This is a genomic window from Streptomyces sp. NPDC102274 (assembly GCF_044766385.1).
Taxonomy (GTDB): domain Bacteria; phylum Actinomycetota; class Actinomycetes; order Streptomycetales; family Streptomycetaceae; genus Streptomyces.
This window is the reverse complement of record NZ_JBIWLW010000041.1, coordinates 43,668-69,622: the sequence shown is the minus strand read 5'-3', so window position 1 is coordinate 69,622 and position 25,955 is coordinate 43,668. Positions and strand designations below refer to the sequence as shown.

Sequence of the window (25,955 nt, the reverse complement as noted above, 5' to 3'; positions counted from 1 at the left end):
CGATGTGCGTCGGATGGCGAGGGGTGGTGTGATCCCGCTCCGTTCGGTCGAGGGGTTGGCGTTGTTCGACGCGGCGGGCTCGACGGGGCGCGCGGTGCTGGCGCCGGTGCCCCTGGATCTGCCCGCGTTGCGCAGGCAGGCGCGTTCCCGGCCCGTGCCGCACATGCTCCGTGGTCTGGTGCGCGGCACCACGCGCGGGACCGTCGAGTCCGCCGCCGTGGCCGGGTCGGCGTTGGCGCGGTCGCTGGCGGGCCTGACCGACGCGGACCGGGAGAAGGCACTGCTGGACCTCGTGCTCGGCCACGTGGCCGTGGTGCTGGGTCACAGTACGACGCAGGCTGTCGCGCCCGATCGCGCGTTCAAGGAGCTCGGGTTCGACTCGCTGACCGCCGTCGAGCTGCGCAACCGGCTGGGCGCGGCCACCGAACTGCGTCTGCCCGCCACGCTGATCTTCGACTACCCGACCCCCACGGCGCTCGCGGCGCACCTCGGCGCCGAACTCGTGGGCGCACCGGTCGTTGCGACGGTCACCCGTACGGCCACGGCCGTCATCGACGAGCCGATCGCGATCGTCGCGATGAGCTGCCGGTTCCCCGGTGGGGTGAACTCGCCCGAGGACCTGTGGCGGCTCGTGCTGGACGGTGTCGACGCCATCGGCGAGTTCCCCGGCAACCGCGGCTGGGACTTGGCGAACCTGTACGACCCCGACCCGGACCACGCGGGCACCTCGTACGCGCGTGAAGGCGGCTTCCTGTACAACGCCGATCTGTTCGACCCGACGTTCTTCGCGATCAGCCCGCGTGAGGCGCTGGCGATGGACCCGCAGCAGCGGTTGCTGCTGGAGACCTCCTGGGAGGCCTTCGAGCGGGCGGGCATCGACCCGGACTCGGTGCGGGGGCTCGACATCGGCGTCTTCACCGGCTCGAACGTGCAGGACTACACCACGCTGCTGACGGCGAGCGAGGAGACCGTCGAAGGGCTGGTCGGCACGGGTAACGCGGCGAGCGTCGTGTCCGGTCGGGTCGCCTACGCGTTCGGTCTCGAAGGTCCTGCGGTGACGGTCGACACCGCGTGCTCGTCGTCGCTGGTGGCATTGCACATGGCGGTGCAGGCGCTGCGGACGGGTGACTGCTCGATGGCGCTGGCGGGTGGCGTGACGGTGATGTCGACGCCGGGTTCGTTCGTCGAGTTCAGCCGCCAGCGCGGGCTGTCCACCGACGGCCGGTGCAGGCCGTTCTCGTCGGACGCGGACGGCACCGGCTGGGGCGAGGGCGTCGGAATGGTCGTGCTGGAGCGGTTGTCCGACGCCCGGCGCAACGGCCACCAGGTGTTGGCGGTCGTGCGGGGTTCCGCGATCAATCAGGACGGTGCGTCGAACGGTCTGACGGCGCCGAACGGGCCTTCTCAGCAGCGGGTGATCCGGCAGGCGCTGGCCAGTGCGGGTCTCGCATCGTCCGAGGTGGACGCGGTGGAGGCGCACGGTACCGGCACCACGCTGGGTGACCCGATCGAGGCTCAGGCGCTGCTGGCCACCTACGGGCAGGACCGCGCCGGTGAGCCCCTGTGGCTCGGGTCGCTGAAGTCCAACATCGGCCACACCCAGGGCGCGGCCGGTGTCGCGGGCATCATCAAGATGGTCATGGCGATGCGGCACGGCGTGCTGCCGAAGACGCTGCATGTCGCCGAGCCCACCCCGAAGGTCGACTGGTCGACGGGTGATGTCGCGCTCCTCACCGAGGCCCGCTCCTGGCCGGACACCGACCGGCCGCGCCGGTTCGGTGTGTCGTCTTTCGGGTTCAGCGGCACCAACGCGCACGCCATCATCGAGCAGGCGCCGGTCACCGAGGCCGCCGTACGGACACCCGTGCCGGGCACGTTCCCGGTGCCGCTGCTGGTTTCGGCCAGGGACAACGACGCGCTGCGGGCACAGGCCGACCGGCTGCGCGCCCACCTCGTGGCGCACCCCGAGCTGAACCCGCTCGACGTCGCCACCACGCTCGCTGTGGCGCGGTCGGCCTTCGACAGCCGGGCGGTCGTCGTGGGCCACGACCGCGACGGTCTGCTCGCCGGCCTCTCGGCGCTCATCGAGGGGCCGACGGCGGTGGCCCGCCGAGTCGAGTCGACCCGTGTGGCGATGGGTGTGAACCGGCCCGTGGGCAAGGTGGCGTTCGTCTTCCCCGGCCAGGGTTCGCAGTGGCTGCACATGGGTGCCGCGCTGGCGGAGTCGTCGCCGGCGTTCCGCGCGTCACTGGAGGCGTGTGCCGTTGCGCTCGCCCCGCATGTGGACTGGTCGCTGCACGACGTGCTGGCCGATGCGGCCGAGCTGGAGCGGGTCGACGTGGTGCAGCCGGCGTTGTGGGCGGTGATGGTGTCGTTGGCCGCGTTGTGGCGCTCCTACGGTGTGGAGCCGGACGCGGTGGTGGGGCACAGTCAGGGCGAGATCGCCGCGGCCTGTGTCGCGGGCGCGCTGTCGCTGGCCGACGCCGCCAAGGTGGTCGCACTGCGCAGCAAGGCGATCCTGGCGCTGTCGGGCCAGGGCGGCATGGTGTCGCTGGCGGTGACGGTCGAGCAGGCCCGCGAGCGGATCGCGCGGTGGGACGGGCGGATCTCGGTCGCGGTGGTCAACGGCCCCGGCTCGGTCGTGGTGGCGGGCGATTCCGACGCGCTGGACGAGCTGATCGAGTCCTGCGCCGCCGACGAGGTGCGGGCCCGGCGGGTTCCGGTGGACTACGCGTCGCACTCGCCGCACGTCGAGCGCATCCAGGAGGCGCTGGCGACCGCGCTGGCCGGGGTGACGCCGACGCGGGCGAGCGTACCGATGCTGTCCACGGTCACCGGGGAGTGGCTGACCGGGACCGAGGTGGGCGCGGACTACTGGTATCAGAACCTGCGGAACACCGTGCGCTTCGAGGAGGCGACGCGCGGCCTGCTCGACCGGGGTGTCGGCGTGTTCGTGGAGTGCAGCCCGCACCCGGTGCTGACCTTCGGCGTACGCGAGACGCTGGACGCGGCCGGTGCGGAGGCCGTGGTCGTGGGCACGCTGCGCCGCGACGACGGTGATCTGGACCGGTTCCTGTTCTCCATCGCCGAGGGGTATGTACAGGGCCTGCCGTTCGACTGGCGCCATGTGGTCCCCGAGGGGCAGCACGTGGACCTGCCCACCTACGCCTTCCAGCACAGGCGGTTCTGGCCGAGCATGGCCGCGGCTCCCGCGGCCGACGCCACCGGGGCCGTCGACGCGCGGTTCTGGGCGGCCGTGGCGGACGGCGACCTCGGCGAACTGGCGGACGAGCTGGCCGTGTCCCTCGACGATCCGATCGGCGCGGTGCTGCCCCGGCTGGCGTCGTGGCGGCAGGCGCAGTCCGAGAACTCCGAGATCGACGGCTGGCGCTACCGCGTCACCTGGCTGCCGGTGCCCGAGCCCACCGCCGCGCTCACCGGCACCTGGCTCGTGGTCAGCCGGGACGGCGCCGGTGAGGAATCCGTCGCCGACGCGCTGACCCGGCACGGCGCGCGGGTGCTGCCGGTCCGGGCCGGAGAGGCGGTGGACCGGGACGCGCTGACGGCCCGGCTGGCGGTCGACGAGCCCGTCGCGGGTGTGCTGTCGCTGCTCGCACTGGACCCCGAATTGCCGTCAGGCGGCGTGTACGCGACCCTCGCTCTCGTCCAGGCACTCGGCGACGCCGGTCTCGCCGCTCCGCTGTGGTATGCGACGCGGGGTGGGGTCGCGGTCGGTCGCTCCGACACGCCCGTCTGCCCCGAGCAGGCGATGGTGTGGGGACTCGCCCGGTGCGCCGGGCGGGAACAGCCCGAGCGCTGGGGCGGTGTCGTCGACCTGCCCGACACGCTGGACGACCGCGCCGCCGCCCGCCTCGCGGGCGTCCTTTCCGGCACGCGGGAGGAGGACCAGATCGCGCTGCGAGCCGGTGGTGTGTTCGCCCGCAGGCTGGTGCAGGCCCCCTCGGGGCACCTCGGCGACTGGGACCCCACCGGCACGGTGCTGGTCACCGGTGGCACCGGCGGGATCGGTGCGCACGTGGCCAGGTGGCTGGCCGCGAAGGGTGCGGAGCACCTGCTGCTGACCAGCAGGCGCGGGCCGGACGCCGACGGTGCGGAGGAGTTGCGTGCGGAACTGACCGCGCTGGGCGCGCGTGTGACGATCGCGGCCTGTGACGTCGCCGACCGTGACGCGTTGGCGAAGTCGCTGGCCTCGGTGCCGGAGGAGTTCCCGCTGACCGCGGTCATGCACACGGCGGGCATCCTGGACGACGGCGTGCTGACCGCGCTCACCCCGGACCGGTTCGCCGCCGTGCTGCGGCCGAAGGTCGACGCCGCGGTCAACCTGGACGAGCTGACCAGGGACCGGGAGCTGTCGGCGTTCGTGATGTTCTCCTCGATCTCGGGCACGTTCGGCGCGGTGGCCCAGGGCAGTTACGCGGCCGCCAACGCCTTCCTCGACGCGTTCGCCGAACGGCGCGTGGCGGCGGGCCTGCCCGCCAACTCGGTCGCGTGGGGGCCCTGGGGCGGTGGCGGCATGGTCGGAGAGAAGCTCGGCGAGATTCTGCGCGGCCGCGGCACGGCCCCGTTCGAGCCCGAGCTGGCGATCGCCGCACTGGACCGGGCCGTCCGTCAGGGCGATCCGACGGTGCTGGTCGTGGCGGACATCGACTGGGACCTGTACGCGCCTTCGCAGCCGGCCTCGTTGCTGCGGGAACTGCCCGCCGCGCGCCGCGCCGCGCCGGCTCCCGTCGAGGCGGCGCCGCTCGACCTGGCGGCCAAGCTCGCCGCGATGTCCGGGCCGGACCGCGAGCGCGTCGTACTGGATCTGGTGCGCGAGCAGGTGGCCGCCGTCCTCAGCTACGAGAGCACCTCGATGGTGGAACCAGGCCGGGCGTTCAAGGACCTGGGCTTCGACTCGCTCACCGCCGTCGAGTTCCGCAACGTGTTCAACGCGGCCACCGGGTTGAGCCTGCCCTCGACGCTCGTCTTCGACCATCCCAACCCGTCCGCGCTCGCCGCACACGTGCTTGACCAGATGCCGGGGATGGGGGCGCCGACCATCGACGCCGAGCTGGACCGCCTGGAGGCCACGCTGTCCCTCCTGACACCGGACGACCAGCAGAGTGCCGCCGTCGGCGAACGCCTCCGCACGCTGCTGACCCGGTGGGACGAAGCGCACACCCGCACGGAACCCGTCAACTCCGGACCGGACGCGCGCACCGCCTCGGCGGACGAACTGCTCGCGCTGCTCGATGAAGAACTCGGTAGGTCTTGAGCCAATGAACTCGCCTGAAGGGTCGGAACACATGTCGAACGAGGAGAAGTACCTCGACTACCTCCGGCGGGCCACTGTGGACCTGCAGGAGATGCGCGGCAAGCTGCGCGAGGCCGAGGAACGCGAGGTCGAGCCGATCGCGATCGTCGGCATGAGCTGCCGGTTCCCCGGCGGCGTTCGGTCGCCGGAGGATCTGTGGCACCTCCTGGCGGACGGCCGGGACGCCGTTTCCGGGTTCCCCACCAACCGGGGATGGGACCTGGAGGCGCTGTACGACGAGGACCCCGATCAGCAGGGGACCAGCTACACCCGCGAGGGCGGCTTCCTGTACGACGTCGACCAGTTCGACCCGGCGTTCTTCGGGATCTCGCCGCGCGAGGCCGCGGCGATGGACCCGCAGCAGCGGCTGCTGCTGGAGACGTCGTGGGAGGTGTTCGAGCGGGCGGGCATCGACCCGCACTCGGCGCGGGGCAGCAAGACCGGTGTCTTCATCGGCACCAACGGCCAGGGCTACCTGGCGCGCTTGGCCAAGGGCGGCGTGCCGGACGGCTACGAGGGGTACTTCCTCACCGGTAACGCGGCCAGCGTCGTGTCCGGCCGTATCTCCTACGTACTCGGTCTTGAGGGCCCGGCGCTGACCATCGACACGGCCTGCTCGTCGTCCCTGGTCGCCCTGCACCTCGCGATACACGCGCTGCGGCACAACGAGTGCGGGCTCGCCGTCGCGGGCGGCGTCACCGTGATGGCGACGCCCGACACGTTCATCGAGTTCAGCCGCCAGCGCGGGCTGGCGACGGACGGCCGCTGCAAGCCCTTCGCGGAGGCCGCGGACGGCACCGGGTGGGGCGAGGGTGCGGGCTTGCTGCTGCTGGAGCGGCTGTCGGACGCGCAGCGCAACGGACACCCGGTGTTGGCGGTCGTGCGGGGTTCGGCGGTGAACCAGGACGGTGCGTCGAACGGTCTCACCGCGCCGAATGGTCCGTCGCAGCAGCGGGTGATCCGGGCCGCGCTGGCCCACTCGGGCCTCGTACCGTCAGATGTGGACGCCGTCGAGGCGCACGGCACGGGTACGACGCTGGGTGACCCGATCGAGGCGCAGGCGCTGCTGGCCACCTACGGCCAGGGCCGGCCCGCCGACCGGCCGCTGTGGCTGGGGGCACTGAAGTCGAACATCGGTCATACCCAGGCGGTTTCCGGTGTGGCGGGCGTGATGAAGATGGTCCTGGCGATGCGGCACGGTGTGCTGCCGAAGACGCTGCATGTGGACAGGCCGTCGTCGCACGTGAACTGGTCGGCGGGCGCGGTGGAGCTGCTGAGCGAGGCGCGGCCGTGGCCGGAGACCGGTCGGCCGTGGCGCGCGGGTGTGTCGTCGTTCGGTGTGAGCGGGACGAACGCGCACGTCATCGTCGAGCAGGCCCCCGCCGTCGAGCGGGAGGAAGCGCCGGAACCGGTGCGCGACGGGCTGGTGCCGTGGCTGCTGTCGGCGCGTGACGAGAGCGCTCTGCGTGGTCAGGCAGAGCGGCTTATGTCCTTTGTGGGCGATCAGTCCCTTGTTGATGTGGGCTATTCGCTCGCCACGTCGCGGGCGGTGCTGGAGCACCGTGCGGTGGTGGTCGCCGCCGACCGGTCCGAGTTTCTGGACGCCTTGGCGGCCGTGGCCGACGGTCGGGCGACCGGAGCCGTGGTCACCGGGGGCGTCGACGACCCCGGCCAGGTGGGATTCCTGTTCTCGGGTCAGGGGTCGCAGCGGCTCGGGATGGGGCGTGAACTGGCGGACCGGTTCCCGGTGTTCGCCGAGGCCGTGGACGCCGTGCTGGCGGAGTTCGACCCGGCAGTGCGTGAGGTCCTGTTCGGTGAGGACCCCGATGCTCTGAACGAGACGGGGGTGACGCAGCCCGCGCTGTTCGCGGTCGAGGTCGCTCTGTTCCGGCTCCTGGAGTCGTGGGGTGTGCGGCCGGATGTGCTGGCGGGGCATTCGATCGGTGAGCTGGCCGCGGCGCATGTGGCGGGTGTGTGGTCGTTGGCCGACGCCACCAAGGTGGTGTCGGCGCGCGGTGCGCTGATGCAGGAGCTGCCCGAGGGTGGCGCGATGGTGGCGATCCAGGCGACCGAGGCCGAAGTCGCGCCGGATCTTCCCGACACTGTGGGCATCGCCGCGGTGAACGGTCCGAACTCGGTGGTGATCTCCGGTGTCGCCGCCGACGCGGAGGCCGTTGCCGATCGTTGGCGTGAGGCAGGGCGGAAGGTGACCCGGCTGCGGGTGAGCCACGCGTTCCACTCGCCGTTGATGGAGCCGATGCTCGACGACTTCCGCCGGGTGCTGGAAGGCGTGTCCTCGGAGGCGCCGGCGATTCCGCTCGTGTCCACGCTGACGGGCCGGTTGGCGACCGCCGAGGAGTTGGGTTCGCCGGAGTACTGGGTGCGGCATGTGCGGGAGTCGGTGCGGTTCGCCGACGCCGTCGAGACACTGGTGGCCGAGGGTGTGGCTACGTTCGTCGAGGTCGGGCCGGGTGGGACGCTGTCGGCGCTGGGCCAGGAGTCAGCGCCGGAGGCGACGTTCGTGCCGATGCTGCGCGGTGAGCGGCCGGAGGCTGTGGCCGCCACGATGGCCGCGGGGCAGCTGCACGTGCGGGGCGTGCGGGTGGAGTGGGAGACGTTCTTCGCGGGGCGTGGCGCCCGGCGGGTGGAACTGCCGACGTACGCGTTCCAGCATGATCGCTATTGGCTGGACGCGTTACCCGCGGTCGGTGATGTGACGGCGGCCGGGCTTGGTTCGGCCGACCACCCGCTGCTGGGCGCGGCGGTCACGGTGGGTGGCACGGATGGTGTGCTGCTGACGGGCCGTCTGTCGGTCCAGACCCACCCGTGGTTGGCCGACTATGTGGTCCAGGGCTCGGTTCTGTTACCCGGTACGGCGTTCGTCGAGCTGGCGGTGCGGGCGGGTGACCAGGTCGGCTGCGACCTGGTCGAGGAGTTGACGCTGGAGGTGCCGCTGGTGGTGCCCGAACGCGGCGGCGTCCGGGTGCAGGTGTGGGTGGGCGCCGAGGACGAGTCGGGCAGGCGCGAGCTGACCCTCTATTCCAGTGCGGGCGACACCGACGACGATGGGTCGTGGACGCGGCACGCCACCGGTGTGCTGCGCGCGGTCGGACGTTCCGCCGGGGCTTCCCTGGTGGAGTGGCCGCCTGCGAGCGCCAAGGTCGTCGACCTGGACGGGCTCTACGACCACGCGGCCGACGCCGGTTTCGGCTACGGGCCGGTCTTCCAGGGGCTGCGGGCTGTGTGGCGGCGCGCGGACGAGGTGTTCGCCGAGGTCGTGTTGCCGGACGGCGTGGGTGTGGAGGGTTTCGGCCTGCACCCGGCGTTGTTGGACGCGGCACTGCACGCCGTCGGCCTGGCCGACGATGCCGACGGGGTCGGTCGGTTGCCGTTCTCGTGGTCGGGTGTGCGACTGCACGCCTCGGGCGCGACAGTGCTGCGGGTGCGCCTGGCACCTGCGGGGGCGGACGGGCTGTCGTTGGCGGTGGCGGACGGGGCGGGCGCTCCGGTCGCGACCGTGGACTCGCTGGTGCTGCGCCCGGTGTCGCTGGACCAGCTCGCCGGTGATGATCGCGACAACGCGTTGTTCGGTGTCGACTGGATGTCGGTACCGCTGTCCGACGGCGATGCCCCGACGACCGAATGGACTGACCTGGCGACCCTGACTCGGCCGCGGTCCGACTTCGTGGTCGTGTCGTGCCCCGTCACGTCCGCGTCCGATCCGGTGTCCGCCGCGCATGAGGCGGCGCACTGGGCGCTCAACGCGGTTCAGAGTTGGTTGGTGGATGAGCGGTTCGACGCGGCGCGTCTGGTCGTGGTGACCAGGGGCGCCGTTGCCGTCTCGTCCGATGAGCATGTGCGGGACATCGCGCAAGCGGCGGTGTGGGGTCTGGTGCGGTCCGCGCAGTTGGAGAATCCGGACCGGATTGTCCTGATGGACCTCGATGACGACGCGCCCTCGCTCGATGTGCTGCCCTCCGCGTTGGCCACCGGGGAGTCGCAGTTGGCGGTGCGCTCGGGTGCCGTCAGCGTGCCGCGGCTGGCCAGGGTTCGGCGGTCCGTGGTGGACGATCCCGGTTTTGGTTCGGGTGCGGTGCTGGTCACGGGTGCGACGGGCACGCTGGGCGCTCTGGTCGCGCGGCACCTGGTCGCGGCGCGGGGTGTGCGGAGCCTGCTGCTGGCGAGCAGGCGCGGTGTTGCGGCCGAGGGCGCCGAGGAGTTGCGTGACGAACTGGTCGCTCTGGGTGCCGAGGTTGTCGTGGTGGCCTGTGACGTGGCCGATCGGGAGGCCGTCGCGGGCCTGCTGGCCGAGTACGAGGTCTCCGCCGTCGTGCACACCGCCGGTGTGCTGGACGACGGCACGATCGGTTCACTGACGCCGGAGCGGATCGACACCGTGTTCCGGCCGAAGGTCGACGCGGCGTGGAACCTGCACGAGTTGACGAAGGACCTCGACCTGTCGGCGTTTGTGCTGTTCTCGTCGGTGGCGGGCCTCCTCGGGGCCCCTGGACAGGGCAATTACGCGGCCGCGAACACGTTCCTGGACGCGCTCGTCCAGCACCGCCGGGCCGCCGGGCTGCCCGCCACGTCGCTGGCGTGGGGCCTGTGGGCCGAGGCCAGTGGTATGACCGGCCAGCTCGACGATGCCGACCTGAAGCGGATGAGCAGGGGCGGCCTGCTCCCCCTCCGCACGGCCGAGGGGCTCGCGCTCTTCGACGCGGCGGGCACGACCGGACGTGCCGTGCTGGCGCCGGCACCCCTAGACCTGCCCGCCCTGCAACGGCAGGCGCGTTCCCACCCCGTGGCGCACATCCTGCGCGGCCTGGTGCGCGGCACGGTGCGCAGGACCGCCGAGTCCGGATCCGCCGCCGGGTCCGCGCTGGCGCAGTCCCTGGCGGGCCTGACCGAGGCCGAGCGGGAGAAGACACTGCTGGACCTCGTGCTCGGCCACGTGGCCATGGTGCTCGGCCACAGCTCGGCGCACGCCATCGCGCCCGACCGCGCGTTCAGGGAACTGGGCTTCGACTCGCTGACCGCTGTCGAGCTGCGCAACAACCTCAACGCGGTCACCGAACTGCGCCTGCCCGCGACCTTGGTCTACGACTACCCGACCCCCGCGGCGCTGGCGGCGTTCCTCGACGCCGAACTCGCGGGCGCACCCCTCCTGACGGCGACCGCTCACGCAGCCGTCGCTGTCGACGAGCCGATCGCGATCGTCGGCATGAGCTGCCGGTTCCCCGGCGGGGTGAACTCGCCGGAAGACCTGTGGCGGCTGCTGGTTGGCGGCGAGGACGCCGTGGTGGAATTCCCGACCGACCGCGGCTGGGACCTGGACGCGCTCTACGACCCGGACCCGGCGAGTGTCGGCACGTCCTACACCCGCATGGGTGCCTTCCTCGACCGCGCGGCCGAGTTCGACCCGGCGTTCTTCGGGATCTCGCCGCGTGAGGCACTGGCGATGGACCCGCAGCAGAGGCTGCTCCTTGAGGCGTCGTGGGAGGCGTTCGAGCGGGCGGGCATCGACCCGAACTCGTTGCGGGGCAGCCGGTCCGGTGTGTTCGTCGGTACCAACGGCCAGGATTACCCGGCGTTGCTGATGGCCGCGCCGGACAGTCTGGAAGGAGTGGAGGGGTACATCGGCACGGGCAGCGCGGCGAGTGTCATCTCCGGCCGGCTGTCCTACACGTTCGGGCTTGAAGGTCCTGCGGTCACGGTGGACACGGCGTGCTCCTCGTCGCTGGTCGCACTGCACTGGGCGAGCCAGGCGCTGCGCTCCGGGGAGTGCTCGATGGCGCTGGTCGGTGGTGTGACGGTGATGTCTACGCCGGGTGTGTTCATCGACTTCAGCCGTCAGCGCGGGCTGTCGGAGGACGGTCGGTGCAAGGCGTTCTCCGACAGTGCTGATGGCACCGGTTGGGGTGAGGGTGTCGGCATGCTGCTCGTGGAGCGGTTGTCGGACGCGCAGCGGAACGGTCACCAGATATGGGCGGTGCTGCGGGGTTCTGCGGTGAACCAGGACGGTGCGTCGAACGGTCTGACCGCGCCGAACGGTCCGTCGCAACAGCGGGTGATCCGGCAGGCGCTGGCCAGTGCGGGTCTCGCTCCGTCCGAGGTGGACGCGGTGGAGGCGCACGGGACCGGTACGACGCTGGGTGACCCCATCGAGGCTCAGGCGCTGCTGGCCACCTACGGGCGGGATCGCGCTGGTGAGCCGCTGTTGCTTGGTTCGGTGAAGTCGAACATCGGTCACACGCAGGCAGCCGCGGGTGTGGCGGGTGTGATCAAGATGGTGATGGCGTTGCGGCACGGTGTGCTGCCGCAGACGCTGCATGTCACCGAGCCGTCGTCGCATGTGGACTGGTCGGCGGGCGCCGTCGAGCTGCTGACGGAGACTCGGCCGTGGCCGGAGACGGGGCAGCCGTGGCGGGCCGGTGTGTCGGCGTTCGGTGTGAGCGGGACGAACGCGCACGCCATCATCGAGCAGGCTCCAGCGGTCGAGCGGGAGGAAGCTCCGGAGCCGGTGCGCGACGGGCTGGTGCCGTGGGTACTGTCGGCCCGGACCCCCGAGGCGTTGCGGGAGCAGGCCGCTCGACTCAGGTCGTTTGTGGACGACAACGCCGAGTTGACCGTGTCGGCTGTGGGTCGGGCGCTGGTGACTTCGCGTGCGGTGCTGGAGCATCGTGCGGTGGTCGTCGCCGGTGAAAGGTCCGAGTTCCTGGAAGCTTTGGTGGCCGTGGCGGACGGTCAGGTGACCGGTGCGGTGGTCAGAGGGGTCGTGGACGAGCCCGGCCGGTTGGGTTTCCTGTTCTCGGGTCAGGGTTCGCAGCGGCTCGGGATGGGGCGTGAACTGTCCGCCAGGTTCCCGGTGTTCGCTGCGGCGTTGGATGAGGCGCTGGCGGAGTTCGTCCCGGCGGTGCGTGAGGTGCTGTTCGGTGAGGATGCCGATGCTCTGAATGAGACGGGGGTGACGCAGCCGGCGTTGTTCGCGGTGGAAGTCGCTCTGTTCCGGCTGTTGGAGTCGTGGAGTGTTCGCCCCGACATGCTGGCGGGGCATTCGATCGGTGAGCTGGCCGCCGCGCATGTGGCGGGTGTGTGGTCGTTGGCTGATGCCGCGAAGGTGGTGTCGGCGCGTGCCGTGTTGATGCAGGCGCTGCCCGAGGGTGGTGCGATGGTGGCGGTCCAGGCGTCCGAGGTCGAGGTCGCGCCGGATCTCCCGGAGACCGTGGGGATCGCGGCGGTCAACGGGCCGAACTCGGTGGTGATCTCGGGTGTTGCCGCTGATGTGGATGTGTTGGCGGAGCTGTGGCGTGAGGGCGGTCGGAAGGTGACCAGGCTCCGTGTCAGCCACGCGTTCCACTCGCCGCTGATGGAGCCGATGCTGGATGAGTTCCGCCGGGTGCTGGAAGGCGTGTCCTACGAGGCACCCGCGATTCCGATCGTGTCGACGTTGACCGGTGTGCGGGCGAGTGCCGAGGAGTTGGGTTCGCCGGAGTACTGGGTGCGGCATGTGCGGGCGTCGGTGCGTTTCGCCGATGCCGTTGAGGCGTTGGTTGCTGAGGGTGTGGCGACGTTTGTCGAGGTCGGGCCGGGTGGGACGCTGTCGGCGCTGGGGCAGGAGTCCGCGCCGGACGCGGTCTTCGTACCGGCACTGCGTGGTGATCGTCCGGAGGCCGTGGCCGCTACGTCGGCTGCGGGACAGCTGCACGTGCGGGGCGTTCGGGTGTACTGGGAGCCTTTCTTCGCGGGTAGCGGGGCACGGCGGGTGGACCTGCCGACGTACGCCTTCCAGCGCGAGCGCTACTGGCCCCATGTGGTGCCGGCGATCGGTGATGTCACGGCGGCAGGGCTCGGTGCGGCCGAGCACCCGTTGCTGGGTGCGACCGTCGCTCTCGGTGGCACGGACGGTGTGCTGCTCACCGGCCGTTTATCCGTCCAGACCCACCCGTGGCTGGCCGATCACGCCGTGCTCGGCTCGATCCTGCTGCCCGGCACGGCGTTCCTTGAGCTGGCGGTGCGTGCGGGTGACCAGGTCGGGTGTGATCTGGTGGAGGAGTTGACGCTGGAGGCGCCGCTCGTTCTGCCCGAGAACGGTACGGTGCGGGTGCAGGTGTGGGTCGGTGCGGCGGATGAGTCGGGCAGGCGTGAGCTGACGCTTCACTCCAGTGCGGGTGATTCCGACGATGGCCGATCGTGGACCCGGCATGCCGCCGGTGTGCTGCGTGCGGGTGGCCGGTCCGCTGGAACTTCCCCGGCCGAGTGGCCGCCTGCCGGGGCCGAGATCGTGGACCTGGACGGGTTCTATGCCCATATGGCCGAGGGCGGTTTCGGTTATGGGCCGGTGTTCCAGGGCTTGCGGGCCGCGTGGCGGCACGGTGGTGAGGTGTTCGCCGAGGTCGCGCTGCCGGAGGGTGTGGGTGCGGATGGGTTCGGTCTGCATCCGGCGTTGCTGGACGCGGCGCTGCATGCCATCGGTCTGGCCGGCGATGCCGACGGGGTCGGTCGGTTGCCGTTCGCGTGGTCGGGTGTGCGGCTGCACGCCTCGGGTGCGGAGATGCTGCGGGTGCGGCTGACTCCCTCCGGGTCGGACCGGGTGGCGTTGACGATCGCGGATGGGGCGGGCGCCCCGGTGGCCACGATCGACTCGCTGGTGATCCGGCCGGTCTCGCAGGAGCAGTTGGCCGGTGACGATCTCGGCGATGCGCTGTTCGGCGTGGACTGGGTGTCGGTGCCGCTGCCCGACGGCGATCTCCCGACGACCGAGTGGACCGACCTGGAGACGCTGACGCCGTCGGCGGAACTGCCCGACTTCGTCGTCCTGGCACGTCCGATCATGTCCGCTTCCGATCCGGTGTCCTCGGCGCACGAGGCGGCGCACTGGGCGCTGAACGCGGTTCAGGTCTGGCTGTCGGACGACCGGTTCGACGCGGCGCGCCTGGTCGTCGTGACCGGGGGCGCGGTCGCTGTCTCGTCCGACGAGGACGTGCGGGACGTCGCGCAGGCCGCGGTGTGGGGTCTGGTGCGGTCTGCTCAGTCGGAGAATCCGGACCGGATCGTGCTGGTCGACCTCGACGACGAAGTGGCCTCGCTCGACGCGTTGCCGTCCGCGTTGGCCACCGGGGAGCCGCAGTTGGCGGTCCGCTCCGGGGCCGTCAGCGTGCCGCGCCTGGCCAGGGTTCGGCGGTCCGTGGTGGACGACCCCGGTTTTGGTCCGGGTGCGGTGCTGGTCACCGGCGCGACGGGCACGTTGGGCGGCCTCGTCGCGCGGCATCTCGTGGCGGAGCGGGGTGTGCGGAGTCTGCTGCTGGTCAGCAGGCGCGGCGCGGCGGCGGAGGGTGCCGAGGAGTTGCGCGACGAACTCATCGCGCGGGGTGCCGAGGTGACGTTCGTGGCGTGTGACGTGGCGGACCGGGAGGCCGTCGCGGGCCTGCTGGCCGAGTACGAGGTCTCCGCTGTCGTGCACACGGCTGGTGTGCTGGACGACGGCACGATCGGGTCGCTGACGCCGGAGCGGGTCGACACCGTGTTCCGGCCGAAGGTCGACGCGGCGTGGCATCTGCACGAACTGACCCGCGACCTGGACCTGTCGGCGTTCGTGCTGTTCTCGTCCGCCTCCGGTGTGTTCGGCGGCCCCGGCCAGGGCAATTACGCGGCGGCGAACACGTTCCTGGACGCGCTCGCGCAGCACCGCCACTCCGCCGGCCTGCCCGCCACGTCGCTGGCGTGGGGCCTGTGGGCCGAGGCCAGTGGTATGAGCGGCCAGCTGGACGAGGCCGACGTGAAGCGGATGAGCAGGGGCGGCCTGATCCCGCTCCGCACGGCTCAGGGGCTCGCGCTGTTCGACGCGGCGGGCTCGACCGGGCGTGCCGTGCTGGCGCCGATGCCCCTCGACCTGCCCGCCCTGCACCGGCAGGCGCGTTCCCATCCCGTGGCGCTTGTCCTGCGCGGTCTGGTGCGCGGCACGGTGCGCAGGACCGTCGAGCGCGCCGCCGTCGCGGGCTCGGCGCTGGCCGAGTCACTGGCCGGGCTGACCGACGCGGAGCGGGAGAAGGTACTGCTGGACCTCGTGCTGGGCCATGTGGCCATGGTGCTGGGCCACAGCTCGGCGCACGCCATCGCTCCCGACCGCGCGTTCAGGGAACTGGGCTTCGACTCGCTCAGCGCTGTCGAGCTGCGCAACAACCTCAACGCGGTCACCGAACTGCGCCTGCCCGCGACCTTGGTCTTCGACTATCCGACCCCCGAGGCGGTGGCCGCTTTCCTCGGCACCGAGATCGTGGGCGCCCCGGTCGTCACGGCGCCCTCCCGCACGGTGGCCGCCGTGACCGACGAGCCGATCGCGATCGTCGGCATGAGCTGCCGCTACCCCGGCGGGGTGAACTCGCCCGAGGACCTGTGGCGGCTCGTGCTGAACGGTGTCGACGCCATCGGCGAGTTCCCCGGCAACCGAGGCTGGGACGTGGAGAGGCTGTATCACCCGGACCCGGAACACACGGGCACCTCCTACACGCGTGAAGGCGGCTTCCTGTACGACGCCGACCTGTTCGACCCGGGTTTCTTCGGGATCTCGCCGCGTGAGGCGCTGGCGATGGACCCGCAGCAGCGGTTGCTGCTGGAGACCTCCTGGGAGGTGTTCGAGCGGGCCGGGATCGCCCCGGAGTCGGTGCGGGGCAGCGCGACCGGTGTGTTCGCGGGCTTGATGTACCACGACTACGCGGCGCGGTTGCGTTCCGTTCCGGAGGACGTGGAGGGCTATCTGGGCACCGGCGCGTCCGGCAGCGTCGCGTCCGGCCGCGTCGCCTACGTGCTGGGGCTGGAGGGCCCCGCGGTCACGGTGGACACGGCGTGCTCGTCGTCGCTGGTGGCCCTGCACATGGCGGTGCAGGCGCTGCGGTCCGGGGAGTGCGATCTGGCGCTGGCGGGCGGTGTCGCCGTGATGGCCACCGCGAGCACGTTCGTGGACTTCAGCCGGCAACGGGGTCTGGCCGCCGACGGCCGGTGCAAGTCGTTCTCCGACGGCGCGGACGGCACCGGCTGGGGCGAGGGCGTCGGGATGCTGCTCGTGGAGCGGCTGTCGGACGCTCGCCGCAACGGGCACCCGGTCCTGGCGGTCGTGCGGGGTTCGGCGATCAACCAGGACGGCGCGTCCAACGGTCTCACCGCGCCGAACGGCCCGTCGCAGCAGCGCGTCATCCGCCAGGCACTCGCGAGTGCCGGCCTGGCTCCGTCCGAGGTGGACGCGGTGGAGGCGCACGGGACCGGTACGACGCTGGGTGACCCGATCGAGGCTCAGGCGCTGCTGGCCACCTACGGGCAGGACCGTGCCGGTGAGCCGCTGTGGCTCGGCTCGATCAAGTCGAACATCGGCCACACCCAGGCCGCGGCGGGGGTCTCGGGCATCATCAAGATGGTCATGGCGCTGCGGCACGGCGTGCTGCCGCGGACCCTGCACGTCAGCGAGCCCACGTCGCAGGTGGACTGGTCCGCCGGTGACGTCGAGCTGCTGACGGAGGCCCGGCCGTGGCCGGAGACCGGTCGCGTGCGTCGGGCCGGTGTGTCGTCGTTCGGCGTGAGCGGCACGAACGCGCACACCATCATCGAGCACGTGCCGAGCGAGGACCACCTTCCGGTCCCGGCCGACGGCGTCGTGCCATGGGTGCTGTCGGGCAGAAGTGCGGAGGCGTTGCGGGCACAGGCGTCGCGGCTGCGGGAGCATGTCGCGGGCGAGCCGGGGATCGGCGTACTGGACGTCGCCTACGCGCTGGCGGCGACCCGGTCCGCCTTCGACCACCGGGCCGTCGTCGTGGCGGACGATCGTACGGCACTGCTGGACGGGCTCGCCGCGCTGGCCGAGGAGCGGCCGTTCCCCGGCCTGGTCGCGGGGTCCGTCGCCGCAGGCGGCGTGGGTTTCCTGTTCTCGGGTCAGGGGTCGCAGCGGCTCGGGATGGGGCGTGAACTGGCGGACCGGTTCCCGGTGCTCGCCGAGGCGTTGGACGAGGTGCTGGGCGAGTTCGACCCGGCGGTGCGTGAGGTCCTGTTCGGTGAGGACGCCGACGCGCTGAACGAGACCGGGGTGACGCAGCCCGCGCTGTTCGCGGTCGAGGTCGCTCTGTTCCGACTGCTGCAGTCGTGGGGCATTCGGCCCACCATGCTGGCCGGGCATTCGATCGGTGAGCTGGCCGCCGCCCACGTATCCGGCGTGTGGTCGTTGGCCGACGCCGCCGCGGTGGTGTCGGCGCGTGGTGCGCTGATGCAGGCGCTGCCCGAGGGCGGTGCGATGGTGGCGATTCAGGCGACCGAGGCCGAGGTCGCGCCGGAGCTGCCTGACACCGTGGGCATCGCGGCGGTGAACGGCCCGAACTCGGTGGTGATCTCCGGTGTCGCCGCCGACGCGGAGGCCGTTGCCGCTCGTTGGCGGGAGGCCGGGCGCAAGGTGACCCGGCTGCGGGTCAGTCACGCGTTCCACTCGCCGCTGATGGAGCCGATGCTCGACGAGTTCCGCCGAGTGTTGGAGGGCGTGTCCTACGAGGCGCCGGCGATTCCGATCGTGTCGACGCTGACCGGTGCGCAGGCGACGGCCGAGGAGTTGGGTTCGCCGGAGTACTGGGTGCGGCATGTGCGGGAGCCGGTACGTTTCGCCGACGCCGTCGAGACGTTGGCAACCGAGGGCGTGGTCACGTTCGTCGAGGTCGGGCCGGGCGGGACGCTGTCGGCGCTGGGCCAGGAGTCCGCGCCGGACGCGGTCTTCGTACCGGCGCTGCATGGCGATCGCCCGGAGGAGTCGGCGCTCATCTCCACCGTGGCGCAGCTGAGCACGCGGGGTGTCCGGGTGGACTGGGAGGCGTTCTTCGTCGGTCGTGGCGCGCGGCGGGTGGACCTGCCGACCTATGCGTTCCAGCACCAGCGCTACTGGCTGGACGCCGGGGTCTCGGCGGGCGACCTGGACGCGGCGGGGCTTGGTTCGGCCGACCACCCGCTGCTCAGCGCGGTCGTCGACACAGCCGACTCGGACGGGCGGCTCTTCACGGGCCGGTTGTCCCTGGAGTCCCACCCGTGGCTGGCCGACCACGCGATCCAGGGCTCGGTCCTGTTGCCCGGCACGGCGTTCGTCGAACTGGCGATCAGGGCGGGCGACCAGCTCGGCTGCGACCTCGTGGAGGAGCTGACGCTGGAGGTGCCGCTGGTGGTGCCCGAGCGCGGCGGCGTCCGGGTACAGGTGCAGGTCGGTGTGGAGGACGGGTCCGGTCGCCGCTCGCTGACGGTGCACGCGCGGGACGACGACAGCGAGTTGTGGGTGCGGCACGCGAGCGGTGTGCTCGCGGGCAGCGTCGATGTGCCGTCGGTCGACGTCGGCGCCTGGCCGCCCACCGGGGCGCAAGTCGTGGACCTGGACGGGTTCTACGACCACATGGGCGATGCCGGTTTTGCCTACGGACCGGCGTTCCAAGGGCTGCGGGCCGCGTGGCGGCGCGGAGATGAGGTGTTCGCCGAGGTCGCGCTCCCGGAGGGAGTAGGTGCGGACGGGTTCGGTCTGCATCCGGCGTTGCTGGACGCGGCGCTGCATGCCGTTGGGCTGATGGGCGATGCGGACGGGCCCGGCAGGTTGCCGTTCGCGTGGTCGGGTGTGCGGTTGCATGCTTCGGGTGCGACGGTGCTGCGGGTGCGGTTGTCGCGTGCGGGGTCGGACGGGGTGTCGTTGGCGGTGGCGGACGGGGCGGGTGCTCCGGTGGCCACGATCGATTCGCTGGTGCTGCGACCGGTGTTGGCGACGCTGTCGCGGCAGGGCTGGGAGTCGCTGTACCGGCTGGACTGGGTGACCGCTTCGGCGTCGGCCGGCGGCGCCGGTTCGGTGGCGGAGTTCGCGGGCTGGGCCGCGGTGCGGTCGGCGCTGGAGGCGGGGGAGTCGCTGCCGGAGAGTGTTGTGGTGCGGTGCGCCGGGTCGCGTGACGTGGACGTGGTGCGCCGGGAGGTGCTGGTCGCTCTGGAACTGGTGCGGGGCTGGCTGGCCGACGACCGCTGTGCGGCCTCGCGGCTGGTGCTCGTGACCCGCGGCGCCGTTGCGGTCGCCCGTGAGGACGACGTGCCGGATCTGGCGGCGGCCGCGGTGTGGGGTCTGGTGCGGACGGCGCAGTCGGAGAACCCCGATCGCTTCGTGCTGGTCGACGTCGACGACGAGGACGGCTGGAGGTCGGCGCTGACGACCGGGGAACCCCAGGCCGTCGTGCGGGACGGGCGGGTGTTCGTGGCCCGCCTGGCGCGGGTGCGGCCGGAGTCCGGCGCCGACCCGGTGTTCGGGCCGGACAGTTCGGTGCTGGTGACGGGCGCGTTGGGCGCGCTGGGCAGTCTGGTCGCCCGGCACCTCGTCGGCAGGCACGGGGTCGGGCGGCTGGTGCTGGTCAGCAGGCGCGGGATGGCGGCGGAGGGTGCCGAGGAGTTGCGCGACGAGCTGGTCGCGCAGGGCGCCGAGGTCACCGTGGCCGCCTGTGACGCCTCGGACCGGGAGGGGCTGGCCGCGCTGCTGGCCGAGCACCCCGTCACCGCTGTCGTGCACACCGCCGGTGTGCTGGACGACGCCACGATCGGCTCGCTGACCCCGGACCAGGTCGACACCGTGTTCCGGCCCAAGGTCGACGCGGCGTGGCACCTGCACGAGCTGACCCGCGACCTGGACCTGACGGCGTTCGTCCTGTTCTCCTCGGTGGCGGGCACGTTGGGCGGCCCCGGTCAGGGCAATTACGCGGCGGCGAACACGTTCCTGGACGGGCTCGCGCAGCACCGCCGTGCCCAGGGCCTGCCCGCGACGTCGCTGGCGTGGGGCCTGTGGGCCGACGGCATGGGTGCTCGGGTGACGCAGTCCGCCTCCACCGGTCTGTCCGCGGACGAGGGGGTCGCGCTGTTCGACGCCGCGGTCTCCGGGACCGATCCGGTCGTCGTGCCGATGCGGCTCGACCTGAGGGCCGTACGGGAGCTCCCGCTGGTGCCCCCGGTGCTCAGCGGCCTCGTGCGGACGACCAGCCGCAGGGCGGTGGGGAGCGGCGCCGATCCGGCCGCCGCGCTGCGGAACCGGCTGGCACCGCTGGCCGAGGCCGAGCGCGACCGGGTGCTGCTGGACCTCGTCCGTACCCAGGCCGCCGCGGTGCTCGGCCACTCCGGGCCGGAGGCGGTCGCGTCCGGCCAGGCGTTCACGGAGCTGGGTTTCGACTCGCTGACCGCCGTCGACCTGCGCAACCGGCTGGGCGTGGCCACCGGGCTGCGCCTGCCCGCCACGCTGGTCTTCGACTATCCGACGCCCGCGGCGCTCGCCGCGTTCGTCGGCACCGAGTTCGCGGGCGCGCCCGTTGTCGCGGCGATCACCGGCACGGCCGTGGCCGTGACCGACGAGCCGATCGCGATTGTCGGCATGAGCTGCCGCTACCCCGGTGACGTCCGCTCGCCGGAGGACCTGTGGCAGCTGGTCGTCGACGGCGCCGAGGGCATCACGCTGTTCCCGACCGAGCGCGGCTGGGACACGGACGCGCTCTACGACCCGTCGGGCGAACGGGTCGGCAGCTCCTACACCCGCGAGGGCGGCTTCCTGCACGACGCCGACCTGTTCGACCCGGCGTTCTTCGGGATCTCGCCCCGCGAGGCGCTGGCGATGGACCCGCAGCACCGGTTGCTGCTGGAGACCTCCTGGGTGGCGTTCGAGCGGGCCGGCATCGACCCCAGGTCGTTGCGGGGCAGCGCGACCGGCGTGTTCGCGGGCGTGATGTACCACGACTACGCCTCCCAGCTGCACGGTGTGCCGAAGAGCGTCGAGGGCTATCTCGGCACGGGCAACGCGGGCAGCGTCGCGTCCGGCCGTGTGTCCTACACGTTCGGTCTCGAAGGCCCCGCGATGACCGTGGACACGGCGTGCTCGTCGTCGCTCGTCGCGCTGCACCTGGCGGCGCAGGCCCTGCGGTCGGGTGAGTGCTCGCTCGCGCTCGCGGGTGGCACCACCGTCATGTCGACGCCCGCCGCGTTCATCGACTTCAGCCGCCAGCAGGGCCTGTCGCCGGACGGCCGGTGCCGCTCGTTCTCCGACGACGCCAACGGGACCGGCTGGGGCGAGGGTGTCGGGATGCTGGTGCTGGAACGGCTCTCGGACGCCCGGAGCAACGGACACCCGGTGCTCGCGGTGATCCGTGGTTCGGCGGTGAACCAGGACGGCGCGTCGAACGGTCTGACGGCTCCGAACGGTCCGTCGCAGCAGCGGGTCATCCGACAGGCTCTGGCGAGCGCGGGCCTGGCACCGTCCGAGGTGGACGCGGTCGAGGCGCACGGCACCGGTACGACCCTGGGCGACCCGATCGAGGCCCAGGCGCTGCTCGCCACCTACGGGAGGGACCGGGCGGGCGAGCCGCTGTGGCTGGGGTCGCTGAAGTCCAACATCGGTCACACGCAGGCCGCCGCGGGTGTGGGCGGCGTCATCAAGATGGTGATGGCGATGCGGCACGGTGTGCTGCCGAAGACGCTGCACGTCGGTGAGCGCTCCCGGAACGTCGACTGGTCGGCGGGCGCCGTGGAGCTGCTGACCGAGGCGCGGCCGTGGCCTCGGGCGGACCGGCCCCGGCGGGCGGGTGTGTCGTCCTTCGGCTTCAGCGGCACCAACGCGCACGTCATCATCGAGTCCACGTCGGACGTCGACGCGCCGCAGGCTCCGGACGCGCCGCAGGCTCCCGAGGCGCCGCTCGGTCCGTGGCTGGTGTCCGGCCGCACGGAGAGCGCCTTGCGCGACCAGGCGGTGCGGCTGTGTGACCACCTGACCGCGCGGCCCGACCTCGACCCGGCGGGCATAGCCCGCGCACTCGCGACCTCGCGGGCCGGGTTCGAGCACCGGCTCGCCGTCGTCGGCCGGGACGTGGCCGACCTGGTGGCCGGGCTCACCGACGCCGTCGAGGGGCGGCCGAGTGGCGGGGGCGTACGCGGTGTCGCCGACGAGCACCGGGTCGGTTTCCTGTTCTCGGGTCAGGGTTCGCAGCGGCTCGGCATGGGCCGCGAGCTGGCTGCCCGGTTCCCGGTGTTCGCCGAGACTCTCGACGCTGTGCTGGGCGAGTTCGATCCGGTGGTGCGTGAGGTGCTGTTCGGTGAGGATGCCGGGGCGCTGGACGAGACGGGGGTGACGCAGCCGGCGTTGTTCGCGGTCGAGGTCGCTCTGTTCCGGTTGTTGGAGTCGTGGGGTGTCCGGCCGGATGTGCTGGCGGGGCATTCGATCGGTGAGCTGGCCGCCGCGCATGTGTCGGGTGTGTGGTCGTTGGCTGATGCCGCCAAGGTGGTGTCGGCGCGCGGTGCGTTGATGCAAGCCCTGCCCGAGGGCGGTGCGATGGTGGCGATTCAGGCAGCTGAAGCCGAGGTCGCGTCCGACTTGTCGGAGACTGTCGGTATCGCGGCGGTCAACGGTCCGAACTCGGTGGTCGTCTCCGGTGTAGCCGCCGATGTGGAGACGGTCGCGGAGCGGTGGCGCGAGGCGGGTAGGAAGGTGACCAGGCTCCGCGTCAGCCACGCGTTCCACTCGCCGCTGATGGAGCCGATGCTCGACGAGTTCCGCCGGGTGCTGGAAGGCGTGTCGTTCGAGGCGCCCACGATCCCGACCGTGTCCACGCTGACGGGCCGGTTGGCTGCTGCCGAGGAGTTGGCCTCGCCGGGGTACTGGGTGCGGCACGTGCGGGAATCCGTGCGGTTCGCCGACGCCGTGGTCGACATGGGCACGGACGTCCTGGTCGAGATCGGACCCGGTGGCGTGCTGTCGGCGCTGGGTCAGGAGTCCCTGCCGGCCGCGGCTTTCGTCCCGGTGCTGCGCGGCGACCGGGCCGAGGACGGCGCCGTCATGACCGCGCTCGCCGAGCTGCACGTGCGGGGCGTACACGTCGACTGGGCCGCCTACTTCTCGGGCAGCGGCTACGGTGTCGACCTGCCGACGTACGCCTTCCAGTACCAGCGGTTCTGGCCCGACACGAGCGTGCGGCCCGCCACCGACGCGACCGGGCTCGGGCTCGGTTCCGCCGACCACCCGCTGCTGGGCGCCGCGGTCGCCCTGGCCGACGAGGACACCGTCCTGTTCACGGGCAGGCTGTCGCTGCGGACGCACCCATGGCTCGCGGATCACGTGATTCAGGGTTCGGTGCTGCTGCCCGGTACGGCGTTCCTTGAGATCGCGGTGCGTGCGGGTGACCAGGTCGGGTGTGACCTGGTGGAGGAGTTGACGCTGGAGACGCCGCTCGTTCTGGCCGAGAACGGCTCGGTGCGGGTGCAGGTGCGGGTCGGTGTGGAGGACGGGTCCGGTCGCCGCTCGCTGACGGTGCACGCGCGGGACGACGACAGCGAGTTGTGGGTGCGGCACGCGAGCGGTGTGCTCGCGGGCAGCGTCGATGTGCCGTCGGTCGACGTCGGCGCCTGGCCGCCCACCGGGGCGCAAGTCGTGGACCTGGACGGGTTCTACGACCTTGTGGACGCGGGCGGTTTCGGTTACGGGCCGGTGTTCCAGGGTTTGCGTGCGGTGTGGCGTAGTGGGGACGAGGTGTTTGCCGAGGTCGCGTTGCCGGAGGGTGTGGGTGTGGACGGGTTCGGTCTGCATCCGGCGTTGCTGGACGCGGCGCTGCATGCCGTTGGGCTGATGGGCGATGCGGACGGGCCCGGCAGGTTGCCGTTCGCGTGGTCGGGTGTGCGGTTGCATGCTTCGGGTGCGACGGTGCTGCGGGTGCGGTTGTCGCGTGCGGGGTCGGACGGGGTGTCGTTGGCGGTGGCGGACGGGGCGGGTGCTCCGGTGGCCACAGTCGACTCGCTGGTGCTGCGACCGGTGGCGGCGGGTTCGCTGGGGTCGGCGCGTAGGCATGAGTCGCTGTACCGGCTGGACTGGGTGACCGCTTCGGCGTCGGCCGGCGGCGCCGGTTCGGTGGCGGAGTTCGCGGGCTGGGCCGCGGTGCGGTCGGCGCTGGAGGCGGGGGAGTCGCTGCCGGAGAGTGTTGTGGTGCGGTGCGCCGGGTCGCGTGACGTGGACGTGGTGCGCCGGGAGGTGCTGGTCGCTCTGGAACTGGTGCGGGGCTGGCTGGCCGACGACCGCTGTGCGGCCTCGCGGCTGGTGCTCGTGACCCGCGGCGCCGTTGCGGTCGCCCGTGAGGACGACGTGCCGGATCTGGCGGCGGCCGCGGTGTGGGGTCTGGTGCGGACGGCGAGGTCGGAGAACCCGGACCGCTTCGTGCTGGTGGACATCGACGACGAGGACGGCTGGAAGTCGGCCCTCGCGAGCGCGGAACCCGAACTGGCGGTGCGGGCGGGTGAATTGTTCGTGCCGAGGCTTGTGCGTGCTCGTGCTGTGGAGTTGGAGGGGTCGGGCTTCGGTGAGGGTCCGGTGTTGGTGACGGGTGCCACGGGGATGCTCGGTGGGTTGGTGGCGCGGCATCTGGTGGTGCGGCACGGGGTGCGGCGGCTGGTGTTGGCGAGCAGGCGGGGCCAAGTGGGAGCGCTGCACGATGAGTTGGTCGGTCTGGGTGCCGAGGTCGCGATGGTGGCCTGTGATGTGGCGGACCGGGACGCGGTGGCGGCGCTGCTGGCCGAGCACCCCGTCACCGCTGTCGTGCACACCGCCGGTGTGCTGGACGACGCCACGATCGGCTCGCTGACCCCGGACCAGGTCGACACCGTGTTCCGGCCCAAGGTCGACGCGGCGTGGCATCTGCACGAGTTGACCCGCGACCTGGACCTGTCGGCGTTCGTGCTGTTCTCGTCGGCGGCGGGCACGCTGGGCAATCCCGGTCAGGGCAACTACGCGGCGGCCAACGCGTTTCTCGACGCGCTGGCCCAGCACCGGCGTGCCGGCGGTCTGCCCGCGACGTCGCTGGCGTGGGGCCTGTGGGGCGGGGAGGACGGCATGGGCGCCCGGATGGCCGGGACCGGGGCCGCGGGCCTGTCCGCCGAGGACGGCCTGGAGCTGTTCGACGCGGTGGCCGTCGGCGCGGACCCGGTCGTCGTGCCGATGCGGCTCGACCTGCGGGCCCTGCGGGAACTCACGGTGGTTCCGCCGGTGTTCAGCGGCCTCGTGCGGACGACGAACCGCAGGGCGGCGGAGACCGGGGCCGACCCCGCCGCCGCGCTGCGAGACCGGCTGGCGGCGCTGCCGAAGACCGAGCGGACGTCCGCCCTGGTGGACCTGGTGTGCACGCATGTCGCGGCCGTGCTGGCGTTCCCCGGTCCCGAGGAGGTCGACGAGCGGCGCGCGTTCACCGAGCTTGGCTTCGACTCGCTGACCGCCGTCGACCTGCGCAACCGGCTGGGCGTGGCCACCGGGCTGCGCCTGCCCGCCACCCTGATATTCGACTACCCGACCCCGCTCGACCTGGTCGGCCTCCTCGCGGACGGACTCGTCGTCGACGAGCCCGGCGGGGTGGCGCCGCTGCTCGCCGAGCTGAGCCGCATCGAGGCGAGCCTCGCCTCGATCAAGCTCGGCGACGACGAGGACGACCGGGTCGGCGCCCGCCTGTCGGCGTTGTTGGCGGTGTGGCGCGACAGCCGGGCCGACGCCGCCGCGCAGGCGTCCGACGACCTCGACGACGCGACGGACGACCAAGTGTTCGAACTGCTCGGCAAAGAGTTCGGCATCTCCTGACCCGCCCGACCACCCCACGTG

At 72.1% G+C, this 25,955-nt stretch carries 2 protein-coding genes; both read left to right on the top strand.

The window, feature by feature from the left end:
• On the top strand, positions 1 to 5,275 hold a 5,275-nt coding region (locus ACIRQP_RS36175; RefSeq protein ID WP_403898261.1), incomplete at its 5' end, for a type I polyketide synthase.
• Between the two features lie 31 nt (positions 5,276 to 5,306).
• Entirely contained in the window at positions 5,307 to 25,934 is a 20,628-nt protein-coding gene (locus ACIRQP_RS36170) for an SDR family NAD(P)-dependent oxidoreductase (protein WP_403898258.1), read from the top strand.
• Positions 25,935 to 25,955: the final 21 nt, after the last annotated feature.

What these genes read in the sequence shown, in the direction of transcription:
- ACIRQP_RS36170 (WP_403898258.1), top strand. Translation starts at nt 5,307, where the DNA reads ATGTCGAACGAGGAGAAGTACCTCGACTACCTCCGGCGGGCCACTGTG.